At 54.6% G+C, this 22,360-nt stretch carries 17 protein-coding genes; 8 read left to right on the top strand and 9 right to left on the bottom strand.

The window, feature by feature from the left end:
- Position 1: 1 nt before the first annotated feature.
- The gene (gene trpE / locus ABFZ83_RS04190; protein ID WP_411818174.1) at positions 2–1,504 is read right to left on the bottom strand and encodes an anthranilate synthase component I; all 1,503 of its coding nucleotides are present in this window, start codon (positions 1,502–1,504) and stop codon (positions 2–4) included.
- Positions 1,505–1,510: 6 nt separating this feature from the next.
- Complete coding sequence (locus ABFZ83_RS04195) at positions 1,511–3,400, bottom strand: SurA N-terminal domain-containing protein (RefSeq protein ID WP_411818175.1); 1,890 nt, start codon at positions 3,398–3,400, stop codon at positions 1,511–1,513.
- 226 nt (positions 3,401–3,626) lie between these two features.
- Here ABFZ83_RS04195 and tpiA point away from each other — a divergent pair, with 226 nt between their 5' ends.
- From tpiA to mfd, 4 genes are all read left to right on the top strand, one after another.
- Positions 3,627–4,355: a triose-phosphate isomerase gene (tpiA, locus tag ABFZ83_RS04200; protein WP_411818176.1), complete on the top strand. Its 729-nt coding sequence runs from the start codon at positions 3,627–3,629 to the stop codon at positions 4,353–4,355.
- A gap of 22 nt (positions 4,356–4,377) precedes the next feature.
- The gene (locus ABFZ83_RS04205; protein ID WP_411818177.1) at positions 4,378–5,313 is read left to right on the top strand and encodes an alpha/beta fold hydrolase; all 936 of its coding nucleotides are present in this window, start codon (positions 4,378–4,380) and stop codon (positions 5,311–5,313) included.
- Positions 5,314–5,321: 8 nt separating this feature from the next.
- Positions 5,322–5,591, top strand: a complete 270-nt coding sequence (locus ABFZ83_RS04210; protein WP_411818178.1) for a succinate dehydrogenase assembly factor 2 — start codon at positions 5,322–5,324, stop codon at positions 5,589–5,591.
- Positions 5,592–5,700: 109 nt separating this feature from the next.
- The gene (gene mfd, locus ABFZ83_RS04215) at positions 5,701–9,222 is read left to right on the top strand and encodes a transcription-repair coupling factor (RefSeq protein WP_411818179.1); all 3,522 of its coding nucleotides are present in this window, start codon (positions 5,701–5,703) and stop codon (positions 9,220–9,222) included.
- On the opposite strand, the gene ABFZ83_RS04220 is transcribed toward mfd, so the two are convergent.
- A complete protein-coding gene (locus tag ABFZ83_RS04220; protein ID WP_411818180.1) occupies positions 9,219–10,559 on the bottom strand; it encodes a diguanylate cyclase domain-containing protein in 1,341 nt (446 codons plus the stop codon). The genes mfd and ABFZ83_RS04220 overlap by 4 nt on opposite strands.
- A 41-nt stretch (positions 10,560–10,600) precedes the next feature.
- Complete coding sequence (locus tag ABFZ83_RS04225) at positions 10,601–12,424, bottom strand: D-alanyl-D-alanine carboxypeptidase family protein (protein WP_411818181.1); 1,824 nt, start codon at positions 12,422–12,424, stop codon at positions 10,601–10,603.
- A 141-nt stretch (positions 12,425–12,565) separates the two neighbouring features.
- On the opposite strand from ABFZ83_RS04225, the gene ABFZ83_RS04230 reads away from it, so the two are divergent.
- Both ABFZ83_RS04230 and ABFZ83_RS04235 read left to right on the top strand, forming a co-directional pair.
- Positions 12,566–13,309, top strand: coding sequence for a histidine phosphatase family protein (locus ABFZ83_RS04230; RefSeq protein ID WP_411818182.1), 744 nt, complete (start codon positions 12,566–12,568; stop codon positions 13,307–13,309).
- Between the two features lie 94 nt (positions 13,310–13,403).
- Complete coding sequence (locus ABFZ83_RS04235) at positions 13,404–14,261, top strand: hypothetical protein (protein WP_411818183.1); 858 nt, start codon at positions 13,404–13,406, stop codon at positions 14,259–14,261.
- Between the two features lie 36 nt (positions 14,262–14,297).
- Here the strand turns inward: ABFZ83_RS04235 and ABFZ83_RS04240 are convergent, their stop codons facing one another.
- Positions 14,298–14,957, bottom strand: coding sequence for a Fe2+-dependent dioxygenase (locus tag ABFZ83_RS04240; RefSeq protein ID WP_411818184.1), 660 nt, complete (start codon positions 14,955–14,957; stop codon positions 14,298–14,300).
- Between the two features lie 76 nt (positions 14,958–15,033).
- Between ABFZ83_RS04240 and ABFZ83_RS04245 the strand changes: the two genes are divergently transcribed.
- Positions 15,034–15,918, top strand: coding sequence for a hypothetical protein (locus ABFZ83_RS04245; protein WP_411818185.1), 885 nt, complete (start codon positions 15,034–15,036; stop codon positions 15,916–15,918).
- A gap of 27 nt (positions 15,919–15,945) precedes the next feature.
- Here the strand turns inward: ABFZ83_RS04245 and ABFZ83_RS04250 are convergent, their stop codons facing one another.
- The 4 genes from ABFZ83_RS04250 to ABFZ83_RS04265 all read right to left on the bottom strand — a co-directional run bounded on the left by ABFZ83_RS04250 (position 15,946) and on the right by ABFZ83_RS04265 (position 19,612).
- Positions 15,946–16,842 (bottom strand): hypothetical protein, encoded by an 897-nt coding sequence (locus tag ABFZ83_RS04250; RefSeq protein WP_411818186.1) that lies wholly within the window; start codon positions 16,840–16,842, stop codon positions 15,946–15,948.
- A gap of 26 nt (positions 16,843–16,868) precedes the next feature.
- Positions 16,869–17,831 carry an SDH family Clp fold serine proteinase gene (locus ABFZ83_RS04255; protein ID WP_411818187.1) on the bottom strand — a complete coding sequence of 321 codons (963 nt, stop codon included), beginning with the start codon at positions 17,829–17,831 and terminating at the stop codon, positions 16,869–16,871.
- Between the two features lie 74 nt (positions 17,832–17,905).
- Positions 17,906–18,763, bottom strand: a complete 858-nt coding sequence (locus tag ABFZ83_RS04260; protein ID WP_411818188.1) for an alpha/beta fold hydrolase — start codon at positions 18,761–18,763, stop codon at positions 17,906–17,908.
- 3 nt (positions 18,764–18,766) lie between these two features.
- Entirely contained in the window at positions 18,767–19,612 is an 846-nt protein-coding gene (locus tag ABFZ83_RS04265) for an AAA family ATPase (RefSeq protein ID WP_411818189.1), read from the bottom strand.
- A 156-nt stretch (positions 19,613–19,768) separates the two neighbouring features.
- Between ABFZ83_RS04265 and ABFZ83_RS04270 the strand changes: the two genes are divergently transcribed.
- Positions 19,769–22,357, top strand: coding sequence for a zinc-dependent metalloprotease (locus ABFZ83_RS04270; RefSeq protein ID WP_411818190.1), 2,589 nt, complete (start codon positions 19,769–19,771; stop codon positions 22,355–22,357).
- Positions 22,358–22,360 lie beyond the last annotated feature (3 nt).

A 22,360-nucleotide genomic window follows, 5' to 3' on the forward strand; every position in this document is an offset into this window, starting at 1 on the left:
CTTAATTGCCTTGGCGGGCGAGGGCAGCTTCGGCCGCGGCCAGGAGCGCTTTGGCTTTGTTCTCGCACTCGCGCTGTTCTGAGGCCGGGTCCGAATCCGCGACGATCCCGGCACCAGCCTGAACATGCATGACGCCATCTTTCACCACGGCGGTTCGCAGCGCGATACAGGTATCGACATTGCCATCGGCGGAGAAATAACCAATTGCGCCCGCATATATGCCGCGCGAATTTTTCTCTAACTCGTCAATGATCTGCATCGCGCGTATTTTCGGCGCGCCTGAAACTGTGCCCGCCGGGAAACCACTGGCCATCGCATCGACCGGATGTTCACCCTCGCGTAATTGCCCGACCACATTCGAAACAATGTGCATCACATGGCTATAGCGTTCGATCGTGAATTGATCGGTCACGCGAACGCTACCGATTGCGGCGGAGCGCCCCACATCATTGCGCCCAAGATCGAGCAGCATCAAATGCTCGGCGCGTTCTTTCGGATCGGCCATTAGATCAAGCTCATGTTGCTTGTCTTCTTGTGGGGTTGCGCCCCGTGGCCTTGTGCCTGCAATTGGGCGAATGGTGATTTCACCATCGCGCACGCGCACCAAAATCTCTGGGCTTGATCCAACAATCGAAAAACCATCGAGATCGAAGTAAAACAGAAATGGTGACGGGTTAGAGCGGCGCAGCGCCCGATAAAGTTCAAATGGCGACGCTGAGAATGGCCGGGAAAAGCGCTGACTTAGAACGACCTGAAAAATGTCACCGGCGCTGATATATTCTTTCGCGCGTTTGACCATACCCTCATATTCCGTGGGCGACGTATTAGAGGTAACGTCCGTGTTTATATCGGTGTCTTGCTTCTCGCGCGGCGGCAAAGGGAGCGGGGCCTCCAGATCGCCGATCGCATCGGACAGGCGCTCACAGGCGCGGGAATAAGCGGCGCGGGCGGAAACTTCGGGGTTTGGACGCACCGGTGAAAATAGCTGAATTTCCTGCCGAATATTATCAAAGACCGCAACAATGGTCGGGCGGATGAAGATTGCATCAGGTGTGTCGATGCCGCCTTGCGGGCGCGCGCCAAGCGTTTCCATCTGGCGCACCATGTCATAGCCGAAATAGCCGAAAACACCGGCGGCCATTGGCGGCGCGTCCGGTGGCGGCGTCAGCTCGGATTCGGCCAATAGGCGCTTTAGGTTTTCGAGCGGTGCCCCGGTCTGGGGTTTGAACGCGGTTACATCAGCGGCCGCGTCTTCGTTGATTTCCGAGCGTTCGCCAAAGCAACGCCAGATCAAATCAGGCTTCATACCGATGATCGAAAACCGGCCTAAATTTTCGCCGCCTTCAACCGATTCAAGCAGGAAAGCATTTTTCTTGTTTCCCGCAAGTTTCAAATAGGCGGAAACCGGCGTTTCAAGATCATTGACCAGCCGCCGACCGACGAGCTGTGTCTCTCCTGCCTTGTAAGCTTGTTCGAACGCGGAGTAATCGGGAGTTACGCTCATTGCGGCTTAGTAACCATCCCGGAACAGTGCTTCGATCTGATCATTATTGACCTTAACGCCCATATCATCGCGAATGCTCAAGACAAAAGCTTCGAGCAATTCCTGATCAAGCTGAAAGCCGAACATCTGCCGGATCTGCTCAACTTCCTGTGGCGCAATTTGATTACGGCCATAGCCGATTGCGCGAATTTCCGCGACGACCTGCGCGCCACTTGAACCCGCGGGCGCAGAAACAAGATCGCCTTTGTTCGCAAAGAAGATCTGTTCGTTAAAGCTTGGCGAGATCACTTCGTTCTGGAAACGGCGATCAATCGTCGTAACGATAGGCGCACGAGAGAATTGATCGGCAACTTCCTCAAAGCTTTTACCGCTTTCGACTTCATTGCGGATGAGGGTAACGGTATTTGAAATCCGCTGCCGGCGTTCGCGATCACGCCAGCGTTGCTCGGCGTCGTCACGAACATAATCAAGCGGTTGAAGCGCAGGCGGCGTTACTTCGCGCAGCGCGACAAAGAAATACCCATCATCTTCGGAAAGGCGGAGGGCTTCGCTCTGTTCGCCTTCTTCGAGATTGAATGCTTCTTCTAAGACCTCACCGGGAATATCACTGATGATCGCGCCGCCCGGGGCGAAGCTCAGGCGGTCAACAGGCCCAACCGAAACGACACTGAAGCCCGCGGCTTCAGCTGCCTCGTCTAGCTCGGCACCGGTATCGCGGACTTCTTCGATCTCGTCGATCGCGTCCTGCATCCGGCGGCGAATATCCTGCGCGAGGTAATCAGCCGCGAGTTCGTCCCGCACTTCCTCAAAGGTCGTGGTTTCCGCGGGTTCGATATTGGCGATCTGAATGACGGTCCAACCAAAAAGACTGCGGATCGGATCGGGCACATCACCCTCATTGAGGCCTTCGGCAAGCGCGGCGCTTGAAACCGACGGATCGACAATCGCGCTTGCATCATCAAGGGTCGCTGCGTCTAGGGTCATGCCGCGCGCTTGCGCAAGGTTTTCAAATGGCTCGCCCTGACGTAGCGAAGCGACAGCGGCATTGGCCTCGGCTTCGTCCTGGAAGGTCAGTTGATAAAGCGAGCGTTTTTCGGGCTTATCGTAAAGGCGTTCCTTACCCAGATCATAAAGCCTGCGCATTTCTTCTTCGGGAACCTCAAGCCCTTCGCGGAAATCGTCATCGCGCAAGACGAGCATGTCGAATGTGCGATATTCGGGCGAGGTGAATACGCTCTCATTTTCATTGTAGAACTGTTCAATATCCGCGGGCGTCGGTTCCGCCGCGACACCGGCCATCTCGTCGGTCACGGTGATATAGGCGATATTGCGGCGCTCGGTTTCGCGCAGCAAAAGCGCTTCGGTAAATGGATCAGGCGCAGGGCCAGATGCGGCAACAGATTCGACCAATTGGCTGCGGGTCAGATCTTCTTTGATAATTTGTTCAAAGCCCGAAACGGTGAGCGAGTTATTTTGCAAGATCGTGTCGAGCATCAAGCGGTCGAACTGACCGGTCGCAGGGTTCTGGAAAGACTCGTTATTTTGCAGATATTCCCGAACCGCCTCGCGCGGGATCGCAAGGTTCATTTTCTCAGCATATTGCGCGATTGCCGATTGCGTCGTGACCATATCGATCACCTGTGTGGGCATGCCGCTGGCAATGGCGTCTTCACGCGAGAGCGCGCCGCCAGATTCGCGGGCCCGGCGCTGATAAAGCTGGTCAAACTCGTTGACGATATATTGCTGAGAAAAGGACTCGTTGCCGACCTTAACCGTTGACCCGCTGGTGAAGTTAGCAAGCTCAGGCACGCCAAAAGCCGCAAAGGCCACAATCAAAAGCCCGACAACTATATAGGCAACCACCCCTTTGAGCGTGTCGCGAACCTGACTAAGCATTTATACCGCCTCGATTTATCGGCCTCTGGGGCCGTTTTTGCTGAAGTGGCGCGTAACCTAGACATGGTGCCCCAATTCGACAAGACCGCTGAGCGAGGGATGTTGTCGCTTTGTATTTCCCGATCGCGAGACGGCACCGGAAAAAGCGCATATACTAGACATAACAGGCGTCATCGCTTACCCCGCCTTGGTGTTAGCCAAGACATAACAAAAAAGGTGGAAACTCATGAAATCCCTGATTGCTGGTAATTGGAAAATGAACGGCATCGGCCAAGCCCGGGTCGAAATCGAATCGCTGATCGAGCGGTTTGGCGGTTCAATGCCCGGCGACCGCGATATCCTGATCTGTCCACCAGCGACGATTTTGCGGGACTTTGCCCGGTCCTACAGCGATGAGGGGATTCAATTTGGCGGGCAGGACTGTCACGCCAAAACGAACGGTGCCCATACAGGCGATATCAGCGCCGAGATGATTGCCGACACCGGGGCCTCACATGTGATTGTGGGTCATTCCGAACGCCGGGCCGATCATGGGGAAAGCGACGAAATCGTCAAAGCAAAAGCCAATGCAGCACTGCGGGCGGGTCTGACCCCGATTATCTGTGTCGGCGAAACCCGCGAACAACGCGAAGCCGGGATTGCCCAATCCGTTGTGGGCACGCAGCTCGAAGGCTCGCTCCCCGATGCGGCGGGCGTTTTCGTTGTGGCTTATGAGCCGGTCTGGGCGATCGGCACGGGGCTAACGCCAACCACACAAGATATCGCCGAGATGCATGATTTCATTCGGGCAAAGACCCCTGAAAGAACGCGACTTCTTTATGGTGGCTCGGTCAAACCGGGAAATGCGCAAGAGATCTTGGCGATTTCCAACGTCAATGGCGCGCTAGTGGGCGGTGCCAGCTTGAAAGCGGATGACTTTTTCCCGATTATCAGCGCAGCACCGGGCCAGATGTAATGACCTTTAAAGAGGAGAATTCATGCGTGTGAGCCTCCTCATTGTTTTTACATTTTTGTTGATCCTCGTTGGCGCATCTGGCTGCGCTACGTGGAGCGCCGAGAAAAAATATCCGCCGATTGGCACCTTCGTCGAGACCAACCCCGCGCGAATGCATGTGGTTGATATCGGCCCGCGCGAGAGCGCTTTGCCGCCGGTCATTCTTATTCATGGTGCCAGTGTTAATCTGCGCGATATGAAAATGGCGCTGGGGGATGAGTTGGCGAAAACCCGCCGCGTGATCATGGTTGATCGGCCGGGCCGGGGATATTCATCACGGCCAGACAATGGGTATGAACTTGCAGCGCAAGCCCGGTTGATAAAATCCGTGGCAGATGATCTCGGGCTGGAGCGCCCGGTCGTCGTAGGGCAGAGTTTTGGCGGGGCCGTCGCGCTGGCCTATAGCCTTCAGTATCAGGACGAAATGCATGGGCTGGTCTTGCTGGCGGCGGTCAGTCATGAATGGCCCGGCGGCATTGCGTGGTATAACAAGGTCTCACAATGGCCGGTTCTCGGCGTCGCGTTTAGACGATTAGTGATCCCGGTCTATGGTCAGCTATCGGCTGAGGACGGGATAAAGGAATCTTTTGCGCCTGATGAGGCCCCGGCAAATTATTTTGATCGGGCGGGTTTGCCGCTTTTGTTCCGCGCATCTGATTTTAAGGCCAATGCGCAGGATCTTGCCAATCTCAAGCGCCAGATCATCGCCCAGCAAAGCCGCTATAGCGAAATCAAACTGCCGGTTGCGATCATCACTGGTGATGCAGATACGACCGTCAGCCCGAAAATCCATTCGCGGCAATTGGCCGAAGACATACAAGGCGCTGATTTGACCATTTTACCTGATACCGGTCATGCGTTACATCATGCCGAAACAGATCGGATCATCGACCTGATCGATGAAATTTCACAGCGTTAGAAGATTGAATGACAGAAGAAACAGACGTCCGGCGCAAGCGCCTTTTATACATTGCGACCTATCGCGGGTTTAAAGAGGCGGATTTGCTGATCGGTGGTTTTGCCAAGGCCAATATCCCATCTATGAGCGAAAACGAGCTTGATCAATTTGAAGCGCTTTTACAACAAAATGACCGCGAGCTATACGCCTGGGCCACCGAAGGCATAAAAGCGCCACCAGAACTCGAAGGCTCTGTCCTTGATGCGCTGCGCGAATTTAAAATTGCGCCGTTTAAGTGATCGCCAATTAGTTGCGCATTCGACGCTAACTCCCTAAATGTTGCGCCCCGACGCGACCGTCAAATCTGGCGGCCGCGCATTTTGTGTTGTGGATAAGGTGTATTTGCTCATGGCTGAGCCATCAAAAACAATGACTTCCGGCGTCGCGCTCATCAATGCGGAAGCGGCTTGGCGCACTGAGGGCCGACTTGATGTTTTTGGTGCGCCGGAAGGCGCGGATGCGCTCGTCATTGCCGAGGCCGCACGAAAGAGCAAAGGGCTTGTCCTTCATATTGCGCGCGATGGCGCTCGCGCCGCGACAATGGTCCAGAGCCTGAAGTTCTTCGCGCCAGACATCCCGGTGATCGAATATCCGGCATGGGATTGCCTTCCTTATGATCGGGTCTCGCCATCGCCTTCTACCGCATCGCGCAGAATGGCGAGCCTCGCAGCGATTTCGACCCGGGCGGAAGGCGCATTCATTGTGGTCGCCTCGGTTAATGCAGCCGTTCAAAAAACACCGCCGAAAGAAATTATCGCCAATGCGGCCTTGTCACTCGCGCCGGGCGCATTGATGCCGCTTGATAAGCTAACACAATATCTGAGCACCAATGGCTATGCGCGTTCATCGACTGTTCGCGAACCCGGCGAATATGCCGTGCGCGGAGGGCTTGTGGATATCTTCCCGCCCGGTGCCGATGAACCGGTCAGGCTCGACTTTTTTGGTGACAGCCTTGAAAGCATCCGCGCCTTTGATGCGGAAACCCAAAGGACGACGAAACAGCTATCCGGCTTTTCCCTTGCGGCGGCCAGCGAGGTCTTGCTTTCCGACGAAACGATTTCGCGCTTTCGTAAAGGCTTTATCGCGGCTTTCGGCCCAGCCGGGGACGATCCGCTCTATGAGGCCATCAGCGCCGGCAGAACCCATGCGGGTGCGGAGCATTGGCTGCCCTTGTTCTATGAGCGTATGGATAGCTTGTTCGATTTTATCGGCGACTCGCTCGTATTTATGGATCACCTTGCCGAAGAAGCGGTTGATGAGCGTTTAGCATCGATCACCGATCATTATGATGCGCGGGCCGAAGACGCAAAAACCACCAAGCCGCGCAATAGCGATTTCGCAGCGCCAGTCTATCGGCCGTTAGAGCCCTCAGCGCTTTACCTTTCCGACGACGAATGGAAAGGCTGGATGTTCAATGTGAATTTGCGGCCGCTCTCGCCATTTGCACCGCCCGAGAACACACGCGGCTATAATTTCGGCGCAAAACTAGGGCGGAGTTTTGCGGCTGAACGCGCAGCGGAAACAATCAACGTCTTTGACGCGGTCAGCGATCATGCAAAATCGCTGATGACGGGCGGCAAGAAAGTTATCATTTCCTGCTGGTCGGATGGATCGGCAGACCGTATGCGGACGGTTTTGAGCGATCATGGTGCTGTATCAAGCCCCAATGATATCCCGCATGCAGAGAACTGGTCTGCGGTAAATAAATCCAAAACCAACTTTATGACGGCAGTCTTAGGTCTTGAAGCCGGTTTTGAAACGCCGGATGCGGCGTTTATTTCAGAGCAGGATATACTCGGGGATCGTCTTGTCCGGCGGGGGCGTAAAAAACGGGCCGAGAATTTTCTCTCTGAAGCATCGAGCCTTAATCTCGGTGATCTCGTTGTGCATGTGGAGCACGGCATTGGGCGCTATCAGGGCCTTCAAACGCTCGAAGTGCAGGGCGCACCTCATGATTGCCTGCATCTAGAATATGCGAGCGGCAAACTGTTTCTGCCGGTTGAGAATATCGAATTGCTATCGCGGTTTGGCTCTGACGATGCGGGCGTACAACTCGACAAACTCGGCGGGGCTGCGTGGCAGGGCCGTAAGGCGAAGATGCGCGAGCGCATCAAAATGCTGGCGGAGCAACTCATTGCGATTGCCGCGAAGCGGACGATGCGCCATGCCGAGGTCGTTACCCCGGCAACAGGCACCTATGACGAATTCTGCGCACGCTTCCCCTATGCGGAGACCGAAGATCAGGAAAATGCGATTGCCGATGTGATCGAAGATTTCGCCAAGGGCCAGCCGATGGACCGGCTGGTTTGCGGCGATGTCGGGTTCGGCAAAACCGAAGTGGCACTGCGCGCGGCCTTTGTGATGGCGATGACCGGGCGACAGGTCGCCGTGATTGCGCCAACGACCTTGCTCGCGCGCCAGCATTACCGGAATTTTGCCGAACGTTTTAAGGGCTTTCCGGTGAATGTCGCCCAGCTCTCTCGTATGGTCAGTGCGAGCGATGCCAAGGCCGCAAAAGAAGGTCTCGCCGATGGCCGGGTCGATATTATCGTTGGCACACATGCGCTTTTGCAAAAGACGATCAAGTTCCGCGATATTGGTCTTGTGATCGTTGATGAAGAACAGCATTTTGGCGTCAAACACAAAGAACGGCTCAAAGAGTTCCGGGCAGACACCCATGTTCTGACCCTTTCGGCGACGCCAATTCCGCGCACGCTGCAACTGGCCATGAGCGGCATTCGTGATCTTTCATTGATTGCGACACCGCCGGTTGACCGTCTCGCCGTACGAACGACCGTCGGGCCGTTTGATGCGGTTGTCGCGCGAGAGACATTATTGCGAGAGCATTATCGGGGCGGCCAGAGTTTTTACGTTGCGCCGCGGATCAAAGATCTCGACGACATTACCGAGTTTTTGAGCACGCAATTGCCGGAGCTTAAATATAAAGTGGCACACGGACAAATGGGCGCGGGCGAACTCGAAGATATCATGACTGCGTTTTATGAAGGCAAGTTTGATGTCTTGGTTTCGACCACAATTATCGAGTCGGGTCTCGATATTCCAACGGCGAATACAATTCTGATTCATCGCGCTGATATGTTTGGCCTTGGTCAGCTTTACCAATTGCGGGGCCGGGTGGGCCGATCGAAACAACGCGCCTATGCTTATATAACAACGCCGGCGCGCGGGAAATTGACACCGGCTGCGGAACGCCGCCTTAAAGTCATGCAGTCGCTCGATACTCTTGGGGCGGGCTTCACGCTTGCGAGCCACGACCTCGATATTCGCGGTGCGGGCAATCTTTTGGGCGAGGAGCAATCGGGCCATGTCAAGGAAGTCGGGGTCGAGCTTTATCAGCACATGCTAGAAGAAGCCGTTGCGGAGCTGCGCGAAGGCGGCTCTGTGGGCGAAGAGGCATGGTCGCCGCAAATCAATCTTGGTACGTCGGTGTTGATCCCCGAAACCTATGTGACCGATCTTGATGTCCGAATGGCGCTCTATCGCCGTCTTGGGGATATGACAACGCAAGACGAGATTGACGGATTTGGTGCCGAACTGGTTGACCGTTTCGGGCCTATGCCGCGCGAGGTCGACCAATTGCTGGAGATTGTCGCGATCAAGGGCATTTGCCGCCGGGCCGGTATCGCGAAAATCGATGCAGGACCAAAGGGCGCGGTGATCAGCTTCCGCAATGATCAATTTGCAAATGTGGCGGGTCTGATTGAATTTGTTTCGACCTCTCCTTTAGACGTCAAACTGCGCCCCGATCAGAAATTCGTATTCCGTCAGGAATGGGCAGACGACAAGGCACGCTTGCGCGGTGCGCGCAAGATTGCCGGGATGATCGCGGAAATCGCCGAAAAAGCCTAACTGCTCTGCACCTGGCCGGATGGATATTCGCGCAAGGTTGCAAGAGCGAAGGCTACGGATTCTTCGATGCAAAGCCCTTGCGGTCGTGTGCAAGCGGCGATGTCCACTTCGATCCCATAGAGAAGTTCGTCATTGGCGCTCCGAAACACGGTGTTTTCGATGACGCCCTGAATACGCAAAGCGGTTTTGGTTGCTTCCCCTTCATTTGTGGCCGGGGCAAGAACAAGAAACGTATCATTGGCAATGCGCGCGACCAGATCTTCAGCGCGCGTGACACGATTGATAAGCCGTGCAGCCTGATGCAGGGCTCTTCGTCCCGGTTCAGGTTCGCCTGAGCCTTTGGCGCTACTGTATAACCGTAGGACAATCATCGAGAGCTGGTGATCGGTTTGATCCGCACGGGCACAAATCCGCGACCCATGTTCGGTTAAAAAGTTCGTGGTGAAGGCACCAGACGCCGCGTCACGCACGCCTTCGCCGACACAGCTATTTAAAAACCGCCGCATTGACTTCAGCAATCGGGTCCGGCGCGTCGCCAATTGTACCTTTGGCGCAAGATCCGCCGCTACGTGATCGGTCAGAATAAAGTCCGATGCACCGCGTTCTACGAAAACGGCCATGTCATCGGGGTCGGGTAGCGGAAAGATAATCGGCATGCTTGCGTGTTTTGGATGGCGACGCAGCGCACGGGCAAGACTCATCAATGGGTCGTTCTCCCGCGTCGGTAGAAAAACCGCACAATCGAATTTTGAATTTTCTATTGCGCGCAGGGCTTGCCCCGCAGAGAAAACGCAAACGCACTGTTCCGATATGGGCTTAAGGGCATTGATGGCCGCAAGGGCAGTTGGCCCCGCCTCGCCAGCGATTAAAACCCTGAGCGGCGTTGATGGCGCAGCAATCGGCGGGAATTCATTTAATCGGCTTAAAGTTGCAAGCGATTTCAATCGTTCGCCCGTTTCCTCAGCGATGTTTCTCAGCCGCAAAATCTGTCGGCACCGTTCAATAAGCCCCTCGGGCTTTGTAAGTATGGTTACCAACTCACCATGCCGACGCAGGGCCTTGCGCGCAGTCGCATCAATATAGGGATCTATCAAGATCAGGATTGAGGAATCCGGCGAGGATTTACGCAATTGACCCGCGACCGCCTGTGCCTTTTTGCTCGAAAGTTGTTTCCCGCGCAGGTCTATCAGGCCGATATCGGCCTTCTGTGCGTCTTCATGTGAGACAAGGGAATATCCTGCATCTGCAAACGCAGATGCCAACGCTTCTAATGCTTCTTTGTCGCCCCCAACATAAGCAATACGCGCGATTGAAAATGCGCTGTTTTTATCTTGCATGTACCCATCCGGCCCGTGGTGCACCAATCCACAATTCTGCTTTAACGCGGTGACGGTGCTGCCGGGAGTTTATTCAAGATACGGGCCGACTTGTCATCCTCTTGAGACATTTCAGCGTCTGGTTGCATAGCGTCTTTTTCAGTCGCCATGGCTGTCCTCTGGGGCTTTGACGAAAGGCAGATATCTTCTTCACCAACATTGGGGAAAATTCCGTTCGCCGCGCGCTCCTGATAGCAGGGAAGGGCAGCCAGAAATTCCTGGGGTTTATGCTGCGGGCCTGCCTCGCGATAAAGCCGTGCGGTGCTGACGCCGACATAGCGCCAGTGCCACGGCTCGTAGGTGTCTTCACCCGGCAGGTAATTATTATTGGGCGGATAGGAGAGAATGAAACCGAACCGATAGGCGTTCTCTTCGAAGCACTGATAGCTGCGATCGCTTTGGCGCATGAAGCGGCCATTGACGTTTATATCTGCTGCGAGACCGGTTTGATGTTCGGACATGCCGGGCGGGGTGACCGTGCCGAGCGAGCCGATGCGTTCATAAAGACCGTATTGGGTTTTATAAGACCGGTAGCCGGAGCGCAGCGACAAACGCTCGCCGGATTCAGAGCGGCAAAGGGAAATAAGTTGCGCAAGCCGCGCCGGCAGGTTGGCCTCGCGCGGATCGGATTCCGGATCCGGTGCCAGACGTAATTTCATCTCGTCTATATTTGGCGATTTCGCCGTTGGTACAGAATATTCCGAAGCGGAGGTCAGGTCCGTCGGCGCATAATCTGCATCAAGAAGAAAATATTGCGACACAGGCCGGTTCATGTCTTCGCGTCGGTCGCGTTCACGATTAGCCGCATAACGCTGTGCGCCGAATGCATCGCGGAACAAATTGCGCATGTGTTCCTGAAGGGCTTGTGCCTCTGTCAGGCGGCCTTGTTGTTCATAGACGCTACTCAGTAGGCGGATATAAAGGCTTAGATCAGGGCTGTTCGCGCCTTTGAGTTGTTCCTGCGCATGGAATGCCTTGAGGTATAATTTTTCGGCGTCATCAAGCCGGCCCATTTTGGCATAGACCGGTCCAAGCATCAGCGTAAGCTGAACCGTGTCTTGATGTTCAATGCCTTGTAGTTTGGAGCGGATGAAATAGGCAGACGACAAAAGGCCGGCAGCGGCGTAATTCCCGTCCTCACGCGTCGCAAAAAAGGCACCGAGCGAGGCCATATTATTGGCGGCAGCAAGTTGCGTTTCGCGGGTGCCGGTCGTCGGTTGATAGGGGTGCGCATGGTTCAATGCGGCGGTGAACAGGGGGGCAGCATTGGCAACGGCTTTGGCGTATTGGGCGCTAATCGATTTTCCGGTTTCAAACCCGCCGCGCGCCGCATCGTCGCCTGCGAGTTCAAGGAAAGAAGCGTAAATGGCGACCGATGCTTCAATATCGCCTGACCATAGCGACGCGCGCGCTAATTTGTCTTCGTAGCGGAGCCGTTCTCGCGCCGTAAAAGATTGCGCAGTTTTGGTGCCCAATGCGTCGCGATATAAAGAGGCGGCGTCTTCAAAGTGCCGCCGCGCGGTCTTCGCATCAGCAACATCGAGCATCAAAGGCGCAAGCTCATCTGATGTATGTCCTTCATTGCGCAGCAATGACAAAGCGCGGACACCATGCCGGGCGGCGCGTGCCTGCGCGCCTTCATTCATCAATTGTTCAAAACGAAACTTAGCAGCGCTGCTGTCTACGCGGACGGCAACGTTGAAATAGATTGAAAATCCAATCGCCAGCAGCAAAAACGCGCCAGCGAGATAAATAGGCGAACGAAACGCCATCGCCACTATCGTCCCCTCAGTTCCCCAGACCTCACTGAGAAGTAACTTTATCACTCGTTTGCCAAACTGGCGAGCCTTTACAGCCAATTTCCACAAACTCAGCTGCCTGGGCGCTTCCGAGGCTGGTGCTTGCAGGAAGTTTTCGCTATGCCCCAAAGGAAATAGAGATCACGCAAATCAAGACAGGGCAGTTTAATGACGAGTACCGGAAGACGACGCATATATTTAATGCGCCACGGTCATGTAGATTATTTCGACTCGGAATTGACGGACCCGCGTATGGTGGACCTGACCGATGAAGGCAGACGCCAGGCCGAAACCGCCCGCGATGCCCTTAAAAATGCGCAATTCGATATTGCCGTTTATTCTGGCCTGCCGCGAACAAAGCAAACCGCCGAGATCGTTCTTTCCGGCATTGAGGACGCGCCTGAACTGATCGCGCATGAGGGTTTGGAAGAGGTCAAAAGCGGTTGGATCAAGGCCAAGTCACGCGATGAATTGGCGGCGCGTTTGGCCTATGGTTTTGATAACGCAGAAGAAGAAAACGCATGTTTTCTACCTGACGGCGAAACTTTTGCGGAAGCGGAAAAGCGGATCACCGCAGCGATCGAAGAGTTGGTCTTCACCAAGGATTGGAAAACGGCACTTATCGTTGCGCATGAAGGGGTAAACCGAATTACCTTAGGCTGGGCCTGTGGTGGCGGGCTGGCAACGATTTCTGCGTTTGAACAGGATCTCGCCTGCATCAATCTTTTGGATGTGGACGTCACGCCGAACGAAAAAGGCGACGGCCTTCAGATCGAGAGAATGTCAATCAAGGCTCTCAATGTAACCGCCTATGACTTTGTAAAGCATGAGCTTTCTCGGACCAGCATCGAACATCTGTTCGGTGTTGATTTTGGCGGATTGCGTCCCGAACGGCCAACAGAGGATCTGTAAAGCGCTTCATTTGAGCGGACTTCACAAATTGCCTTAAACCTTTCGTAATTTTGTGGTTAACTCTGACTTGGGGATTTCGTCAGGGAGAACATTGATGCCGTATGGAGTAAAGCAGGGCGTGAAAGCGCCGGGGGAGTTTGGACTATCGGACATTGCGGGGCTTGCGCTCTCCGGATCTGCGGGGATCATCGCAGCGCTCGTTACTGATTTCCAGCAATCTGGCGAGGCGTCAGCGCTCTACACAATTAACCAATGGGTCGTGCAGCTCGCATCTGCATTTGGTTTTGGCACTATTCCGTTGTGGATGGTGGTTGTCGGTTTGACGGCCGTCGGTGCCGGTTCTGTTTTCTATTTTCAGCCGATCACACGCCAAGGTGCATTTGCACAGGGGTTTGGCCTGCTCGCAGTCTTGATGACCGCGATACCTTCAAACCTCGCAGGCGGTCTGCAGGGCATAAACGACAATCTGCCGGGGCTTGAACCGGCGACCACGACGAGCCGCGAAGCATCTGTCGGCGGCGGACGCATTTACAAAGCCAGCTATTCGCAGGCGACAATCATACCGGTTCAAGACCGTCGGGGCGGTGCGAAATATGATGTGCACCTGACAATAAACTTTCCGGAAGGTTTGCCGGCCGATATCGATTCGATGATCAGGCAAGGTACATTGCGCGGTCGTCTTCATAATGAAGACACGAAGGAAACGTGGAATCTCTTCCGGACCTCTGGCGGTACGGTCCGCCAGCGCGGCAATTCGATTATTATTCATGCAGGGGTTCCAGCACGCTCTGATTCGGGCCGGCTATGGGTCCGGGTCGAAGCAGCGGGTTATGCGATCGAACTTGAATCCTATCAGGCGACAACACGTAGTACCGTGGACTGGACGGTCGATATGCAACCGTCTTCGGTGCCGCTTTTCGTGCAACGCCTACGCAAGAGCTATTGGTTCTAAGGGAGGGAAGCATCGGCCCAATCGGGCTGGCGCTTTTTAATCGCCGAAATGCCGGAGCAAATTGTTCCGCAAGTTTAACAGGCGCGTGTAGATCGGCGCGGGCGCATTGACCGCCCTAAGATCTGCAAGCGCTGTCTCCAATTCAAACAACATCTCTCTTTGCTCGCGCGAGCGAATGCGGCTTTTGACCCAACCTATACAGGCGAGGCGCTTGCCGCTTTTGACCGGTTCCACCCGATGTACGGCGGTTGACGGGTAAAGCAGCAAACTGCCGGCTGGGCCTTTGATCGCGTCATCATGGCCAGCATTCTGAATGACCAGATCGCCGCCTTCATATTCTTCGGGCGCGCTCAGAAAAAGCGTAAAGGACAAATCGGTTCGGGTATCGTGAATGTATGCGGCATCCACATGGTCACCATAGGACATGCCGGTGCCATATTGGTTGAGTGCAATTCTGGCGATTTTTTCTGGCTGGGCTGCGGCCTGAAATGTCTCATTCTCCTTGAGCGCCGCCTCAATCTTGCCGATGACACCTTTAACCGTTGGTTTGCTTAGGTCCCCTTGAAGGTTTTCCTTCACGGCGCGTGCATGCCCTTTGGCCGTATCCCGTCCGTCGCGCCATACGGTTTCGTCCGCTAAAGCATCGCGAATGGCGCGGCATTCATCCGGGGTCAAAACGCCATTTATATGGAGCATAGACTTTGTTCCTAATAATCAATTGCATCAAGGGGCGGTTTCTATATCATGCGCCCATCGAATCTGGAGTGGCAAAATGACTAGACGTCTTAAATTAATGACCGGGCTCTCGACGCTCGCGGCCGTAAGTGCGCTTTCCCTAGCAGGGTGTGGTGGTGAAGGCGACACCGAGGGCGAAGGGGAAGCCGGACATGACAGCACCCACGCAGCGGGCGAAAGCGAAGCCGGCGCGACTGCCGCTGGTGAGAGCGAGGGCGGCGAGAGTGAAGGTGGTGAGAGCGAAGGTGGTGAGAGCGAAGGCGGTGAAAGTGAGGGTGGCGAGAGCGAAGGCGAAGCGCTGACCGGCGATCCTGCTTCGAGTGATATTGCCTATCTTCATCTATTGGGATTGGCCCGCGGCCATCTGATTGCATTCCATGAACTTTACGGATCAGGCAGCATCGATATGGCGCTCATGCATGTCAAACATCCGGAAAGTGAACTCTATGCGTCACTTGCCCCCGCATTCGATGCGCGGAAAAAGCCCGGCATGGCGCAGGAACTAAGAGACCTTGCTGCAGCGGCTGACGCCCGAGGAGAAATTGAGCCCGGTTATGAAGCCGTCGTCCGCGCGCTCGACGCGCACGCGCCCGACACAAGCGTTGCCAATGTACTTTTGGCCGTGTCCAAAATCGTTCGGACGGCAGCAGACGAATATGACATTGGCGTCGAGGATGATGGGCTTATCACGAATGCGCATGAATATCAGGACGCCTACGGATTTTTGATTGCGTCGCGTGAAATCCTTGCTGGTGTCAAAACCAACGATATGAACGCAACTGAGGCGATCAATTTAGCGCAAGAGCAAATCGATGTTGCCTTGACGGCGTTTGATGGGCTGACCGCCGAGAAAACCGAAGGCGCTGCATCGACGCTTTATGGTGCCGCCGCCCGTATCGAAATTGCCGGTCGCGGTCTCTAAATATCGCAATTCTAAAAGGCGTGGATATTAAACATCCACGCCCGGCGCGACGGGATTTTCTAAATTTTTTCCGCGAACATCGAGATGTGACGTCGCGAAATAAAGCGCGGCGATCAGCTCGGAAATTTCGTCATTCAGCCCAAAAGTCGCGCGGACTTTGACGTGCCAATCCAAGGTTTTTACGACCCAAAGTGCTGTTTTAGCATGCGTGCCTGCATCATCTGAAACCTTAAACCCGATAACATGCGGTAATTCCAGGCCCGCAAAAAGTTCAGCGTCTTCTTCCTCATCCGATAAAGTGATTGTTGCGACAAGGACCTCCATTTCCTCAATGACGTTATGGGCATCAAAAATAGCCGACACCGCGCCGATCGCATGTTCTTCTTGGGTGATATCTGGCCAGTGGCTTGCAAAAATATTGAATTGCCCACCGCTCGCATTATCCAGATAAGCGCAGGCCACATTGCGATTGGTTTCGTCGAAATGAACAATCTGCGTTAGGTCATATTGTCGGCTCAGCGATTCAAGCTTGATGACTACCGGACAACGAAGTCCGCTTTCAATATGAAACATCGCGGTTGACTCATCGCGCCAACCGGGCGGTGTCATACTGTTCTGAATTTCAAAAATGGTTCCGTTTTCGTCGGCTTCTTCGTTGTAAATCCGCTTGGATGGTCGCTCAGGATTTTTAAAGTGAGTTTCATGGCCAGAGGGTTTCCACGCCACCGAAACCGCGACGCCATCAAGGTTTGATGATTGCCGCTCAAACGCAAAGCGTTCCGTCATCTCAATTCGAGAAAGGTCAGCCAATTCTTCCGTGTAGCTATGATTTTGCGGGAAGAGGGCAGTTTCGTTACCGGGCGTAGTCGCACAAGCCGTCGCAGCAACAATGCCAGCGAGAGCGATAATTCTAACAGGATACATGCGGCTTCCTTTTTCGTCTGACGGCGTTACTGATCACGACGCCAGAACGGCGAGCGCTTCTCTTCAGGTTTGGCTTTAAGTTCTTTGGGGTTCCACGGCCCATAGCTGTAACTGCGGGCACCGGGTTGGGGCTGTAGGCCGGTCAACGTGACCCGGTTTGGCCCCTGTAATGCGGCATTGGGTTCGTCCTCGATATATTTGACACTTTTGGTGCGCTTAAGGCTATCGGGGAAGAGGGCCATCATCTCCATGATTTCTTTTGGCATGTCGCGCGAGACATTAAGGCCGATTTCTTTCGCTTCGCCATAGGCGATTGGGTAATCATGGGTCCAGCGGCCCGATGACAATTGTTGCGAAATGCTTACGGCCGCGTTCTCCGAGACTGTACCGGTCAAAAGCTCACGCGCTATTTTTTCCAGTTGATTGATCGCCATTGCGCCCACATCCGCAAGCACAAGCGTATAGTCATCCGTGTTCTGAATAGGTTTCTCTGATGCAACGCGAACAACGGATGCGGCAGGAAGCCCGCCGATTTGCGGATCAATCGGGCCTAACACTGCATGTTCACTCAAAACGATTTCGTCTGCGGCGAGCGCGATCAACGTTCCGCCAGACATTGCATAATGCGGGACGAATACAGTTTTCCGACCCGGATGGGCTTTTATCGCCCGCGCAATCTGTACGGCGGGGAGGACAAGCCCGCCCGGCGTGTGCAGGATAAACTCAAGCGGTTTGTTCGGCGGCGTTTTTCGGATCGCATCAAGAACATCTTCGGCATCGTTCAAATCGATATAGCGCAGCATTGGAATGCCGAGCATGCCCATCGGTTCCTGCCGATGGACGATTGCGATAACGCGGCTTTTTCGTTTCTTCTGGATTTTCGTGAATTTCGCGACCAATTCGGCGTGACGCTGTTTATTGCTCCAGTTGCGAGACAAAATAAACAACAAAATCAACAAGATAGGCAGCGCGCCAAAAAATGCATCCATGCCCCGGGACCCCTCCACGCAGTACTGGTTGAAAAGTCTAAGGGCTTTTTGTGGGTGTGGGAAGGGGCGTTTACTTAAGCGTGTAAACGCCAGTGCTCTACCATAATTTTCGCGAGTGCATCCGGCGCGTCATAGGGGATCCAATGGCTCGCATTTTCAATTTTCTCGTAGCGCCATGGTGCGTCCACATATTTGGCGGAATTGATCATCTGCGTTTCCGTCAGGTATTTTTCACCGCTGCTCCAAATCCCAATTGTAGGAATACGGACAATCTCTTCACCACGGCTGTCAGGTTTTGGCGGATTGAGCATGCGGCCAATCGATGCGTTGGCGCGATACCAGTTCAGCCCTGCGGTTAGGCGTCCGGGTCTACTCAAAAGCGATATTGCTTCGTCAATATGGCCATGTGCGGACCAATGTTTCCGCAACAGAGCCCAGTCATTGAACTTGTATGTCGCTTCACATAGGCCACGAAATTGATGATAGACCATATAAAGGCTGCGCCATTTTTGTTCCGCCCCTGCGCTTAGAAATGCGCGCATATGACCAACAGAAAGTGCCGTCAGCGTTTTGAATTTGTCCGGGTGTTGTGCCGCTAACATCCACGCAACAGGCGCGCCAAAATCATGCCCCGCGATATGGGCGGTTGAAATGTTTAGTCTGTCCATCAGCGCGAGAATATCGGGCAGGGCACCTGTCGCGATATCGTAGTCAGCGACCTTTGCGGGCATGTCGGTTCGCCCGAAACCGCGCAAGTCCGGTGCCAGAACACGAAAACCGGCTGAGACGAGAAGCGGCGTCACTTTTTGCCAAACGGCAGAGGAGTCCGGAAACCCATGCAGCAAAATAGCGGCGGGTGCATTTTCCTCGCCGATATCGCGCACAAAATGAGAGAGGCCATTCGCGTCTATTTGATGCGTGACCTCTCGCAAGGGTTAAGCGCCTTCGCGGCGGGCGAGAAAGGCAAGGCGTTCAAATAGGTGAACATCCTGCTCGTTCTTTAACAGCGCCCCATGAAGCGGCGGAATGGCTTTGCGGGTATCGCGGTCGCGCAAGATATCTCCCGGCAGGTCTTCTGCCATCAGGAGTTTCAACCAGTCGAGCAATTCCGAGGTAGACGGCTTTTTCTTGAGGCCCGGTACCTCGCGCATTTCGTAAAAGACTTTCATGGCATCGGCGACAAGACGTTTCTTGATGCCGGGGAAATGGACCTCGACAATATCGGCCATGGTGTCTGCATCGGGGAAGTTGATGTAGTGGAAAAAACACCGGCGCAAAAATGCGTCAGGAAGTTCTTTTTCGTTATTAGAGGTGATGATCACAATCGGGCGCTGTTTGGCGCGGATCGTTTCGTTGGTCTCGTAAACGAAGAATTCCATCCGATCCAGCTCTTGCAGCAAGTCGTTAGGAAACTCGATATCCGCCTTGTCGATTTCGTCGATCAAGAGGACGGGGCGCTCATCCGCGACGAATGCCTCCCATAGCTTGCCGCGCTTGATGTAATTGCGCACGTCGCGGGCGCGCTCTTCCCCGAGCTGGCCATCGCGAAGCCGCGCCACCGCATCATATTCATAGAGGCCCTGATGGGCTTTGGTGGTCGATTTGATGTGCCATTCCAATAGCGGCACACCAAGCGCCTTGGCGACTTCTTCCGCTAGGACGGTTTTACCGGTTCCTGGCTCGCCCTTGATCAATAGGGGGCGTTCCAGCGTCACAGCCGCGTTCACGGCGACTTTGAGGTCTTCGGTGGCGATATAATCCTTGGTACCGGTAAACTTCACTTTCGAAACTCTCTCATCTGCGTTGCACAAGCACCAAATATAGGGCTGCGTGCTGCGACGCAAATGTTGTACGCAGTGCAAAATATCGGACCCGCTTTGATTTTCGGAAAGAAATCCGGCAGCGTGATGCCGAACATTACTTGGAGAATTCAATCAATGCGTCGGTTTTTGGTTCTTTTGTCTGCCACTCTTTTACTCGCCGCTTGCGGTAAAAATACTGCTGATAGTGGGGCGACTCCCGCGCCGGAAACAGAGGCAGCTGCGCCTGCGGCACCTGAAAAGAGCGGCGATTGGACACCCGATGCAGCCAAGAACATGACCCGCCAGGACGGGTTTTTGACGCTATTCACCGACCCCGATGCGGGCCGCGTTTTGGCACAATTCCCAACCGCAGATGACGATGGCGTATCGCTGCGTGCAATCTATGCATCTGGCCTGACCTCTGGCCTTGGGTCCAACCCGATCGGCCTCGACCGCGGGCTTTTTGAGAGCGGCGTGATCGTCGCCTTCCGAAAAGTCGGGGCAAAACTGGTCGTAGAGCAGGAAAATTGGACCTATCGGGCCAGCTCCGAGAACCCACTTGAGCGAAAGGCCGTGCGCGAGTCCTTTGCGCGTTCGTTTTTGTGGGCTGGTAATGTTATCGAGACGGGTCCGAATGGTGAGATGCTTGTCGATATTTCGGGCTTTCTCACGCGCGATGGGTTGGGCGTTCAGGCGGCGTTGAAAGCGCACCCCAAAGGCGGGCACTATACAATTGCTGCGGACCGGACTTTCCCGGATACCGAGAACGTTTTTGCGTTTCCCGACAATGCGGAATTCGACAGCTATATGACGCTGGTCAGTGATGAACCGGGCCGGGAGGTACGCTCGACCGCTGCAGACGCGCGCTCCGTCACCTTGATCGTGCATCATTCGTTGGTTCGGTTGCCCGATGATGGTTATGAACCACGAATTTTTGACCCGCGTTCGGGGGTGATTGATGTTCCGTATTATGATTTTTCGGCACCACTTGATGCGCCAATCATTCAAACTTATGCCCGGCGTTACCGATTAGAAAAAGAGGATCCGAGCGAAGAGACGAGTCCTGCGATAAATCCGATTGTCTTTTATGTAGATCCCGGTGCGCCCCCGCAAATTCGCAATGCTCTAATTGAGGGCGCGTCTTGGTGGAACGAGGCCTTTGAAGCCGCCGGGTTCGAAGATGCATTCCGCGTCGAGCCATTGCCAGAGGGGGCTCACCCACGGGACGCCCGTTACAACGTAATCTCCTGGACCCATCGTCAAACGCGGGGGTGGTCATATGGCGGCGGAATCTCAGATCCGCGCACCGGGGAAATGATTAAAGGCAGCGTAATTCTAGGAAGCCAGCGTGTTCGGCAAGACCGAATGATTTTTGAGGGACTGGTAGGGGCGGCAAATTCCGGCACCGGCGGCGAAAATGATCCGGTAAATATCGCCCTCAAACGCATTCGTCAGCTTTCAGCCCATGAGGTCGGCCATTCACTAGGGTTTGCGCATAATTTTGCGGCGTCAACAAATGATCGTGCGTCCGTCATGGATTATCCCGCACCCTTGGTAACGGTGGGTGATGATGGCTCGCTCGACCTTTCGAGCGCATATGATCAAGGTATTGGCGCGTGGGATAAAGCGGCGGCCACCTGGCTATATGCTCAGTTCCCAGATGAAGCCGACGAACCGGAGGAGCTGAGCAAAATCATCGACGAGACCTATTCGAGCGGGCTTCGCTTTGTCGGTGATAGCGAAGGGCGCAGCGTCGCGACCGCCAACCCCTATGGAAGTGTTTGGGACAATGGTGAAGACGCGGTCAAGGCGCTGCGGGACACAATGGCCGTACGCAGAATCGCGCTCGATCAATTTGGCCCCCACGTCATCAAATCAGGCCGCTCAATGGCGGAACTCCGCGCCGTAATTGTACCGATTTATTTGTATCATCGTTACCAAATTGCAGCCGCCGCGAAGCTGGTCGGTGGGTATGATTTCACCTATAAATCGAACGGGGATGACCTTGAGGCGGCTAAGCCAGTTTCTGATGAGGTGCAGCGTGCGGCGCTGGCAGCACTAAGCGAAACGTTGGACCCATCCGCACTTACTCTTTCTGATGATGTGGTCAATATGATTTCGCCGCCGCTTGGCGGCTTCGGATCGGCCGATAGGACCGAAGCGTTTGCTGGCAATACCGGGCCTGTATTCGATTTGCTTGCCGCAGCCGATAGCGCAGCGACCCTTAGCCTCGGTGCCTTGTTGCATCCTGACCGCGCCGCGCGCCTCGTCGATTACAAAAGCCGGAATCAGGAAAATCTTGGCTTGTTGGAGGTGTTACAAGAAATTGAGCGCACCATATTCGCGTCACAAAATACGGCGAGAAAACAGGCAATCGCCCATCGCGTTCAAACCCGGTATATTTCTACACTGATTAACATGAGTGGCGGAAGCGCTGCGGCCGGTGAAATACAAGCGGCGGCGGTTGGCCTTTCTTCTGGTGGCGGACAAGTCGCAACGCCAGATGTTCAGGCCATCATTGATCTTTATCTCAAAGGCTTGCGTACCAGAATTGCACCCGGCCTGTTAGAAGGACAAACGGTCGAGCGTGCCCATCGGGAGTGGTTGATCGCCAATATAGATAGGCATTTCGAACGACCTGCGCCTGCGCGCTTGCCGGTTGTGAATGCCCCCGAAACGCCGCCCGGTAGTCCGATTGGCGAAACCTGTTGGCATTGCGATTAGGCG

Source organism: Hyphococcus formosus (assembly GCF_046736345.1).
GTDB classification, from domain to species: Bacteria; Pseudomonadota; Alphaproteobacteria; order Caulobacterales; family Parvularculaceae; genus Hyphococcus; species Hyphococcus formosus.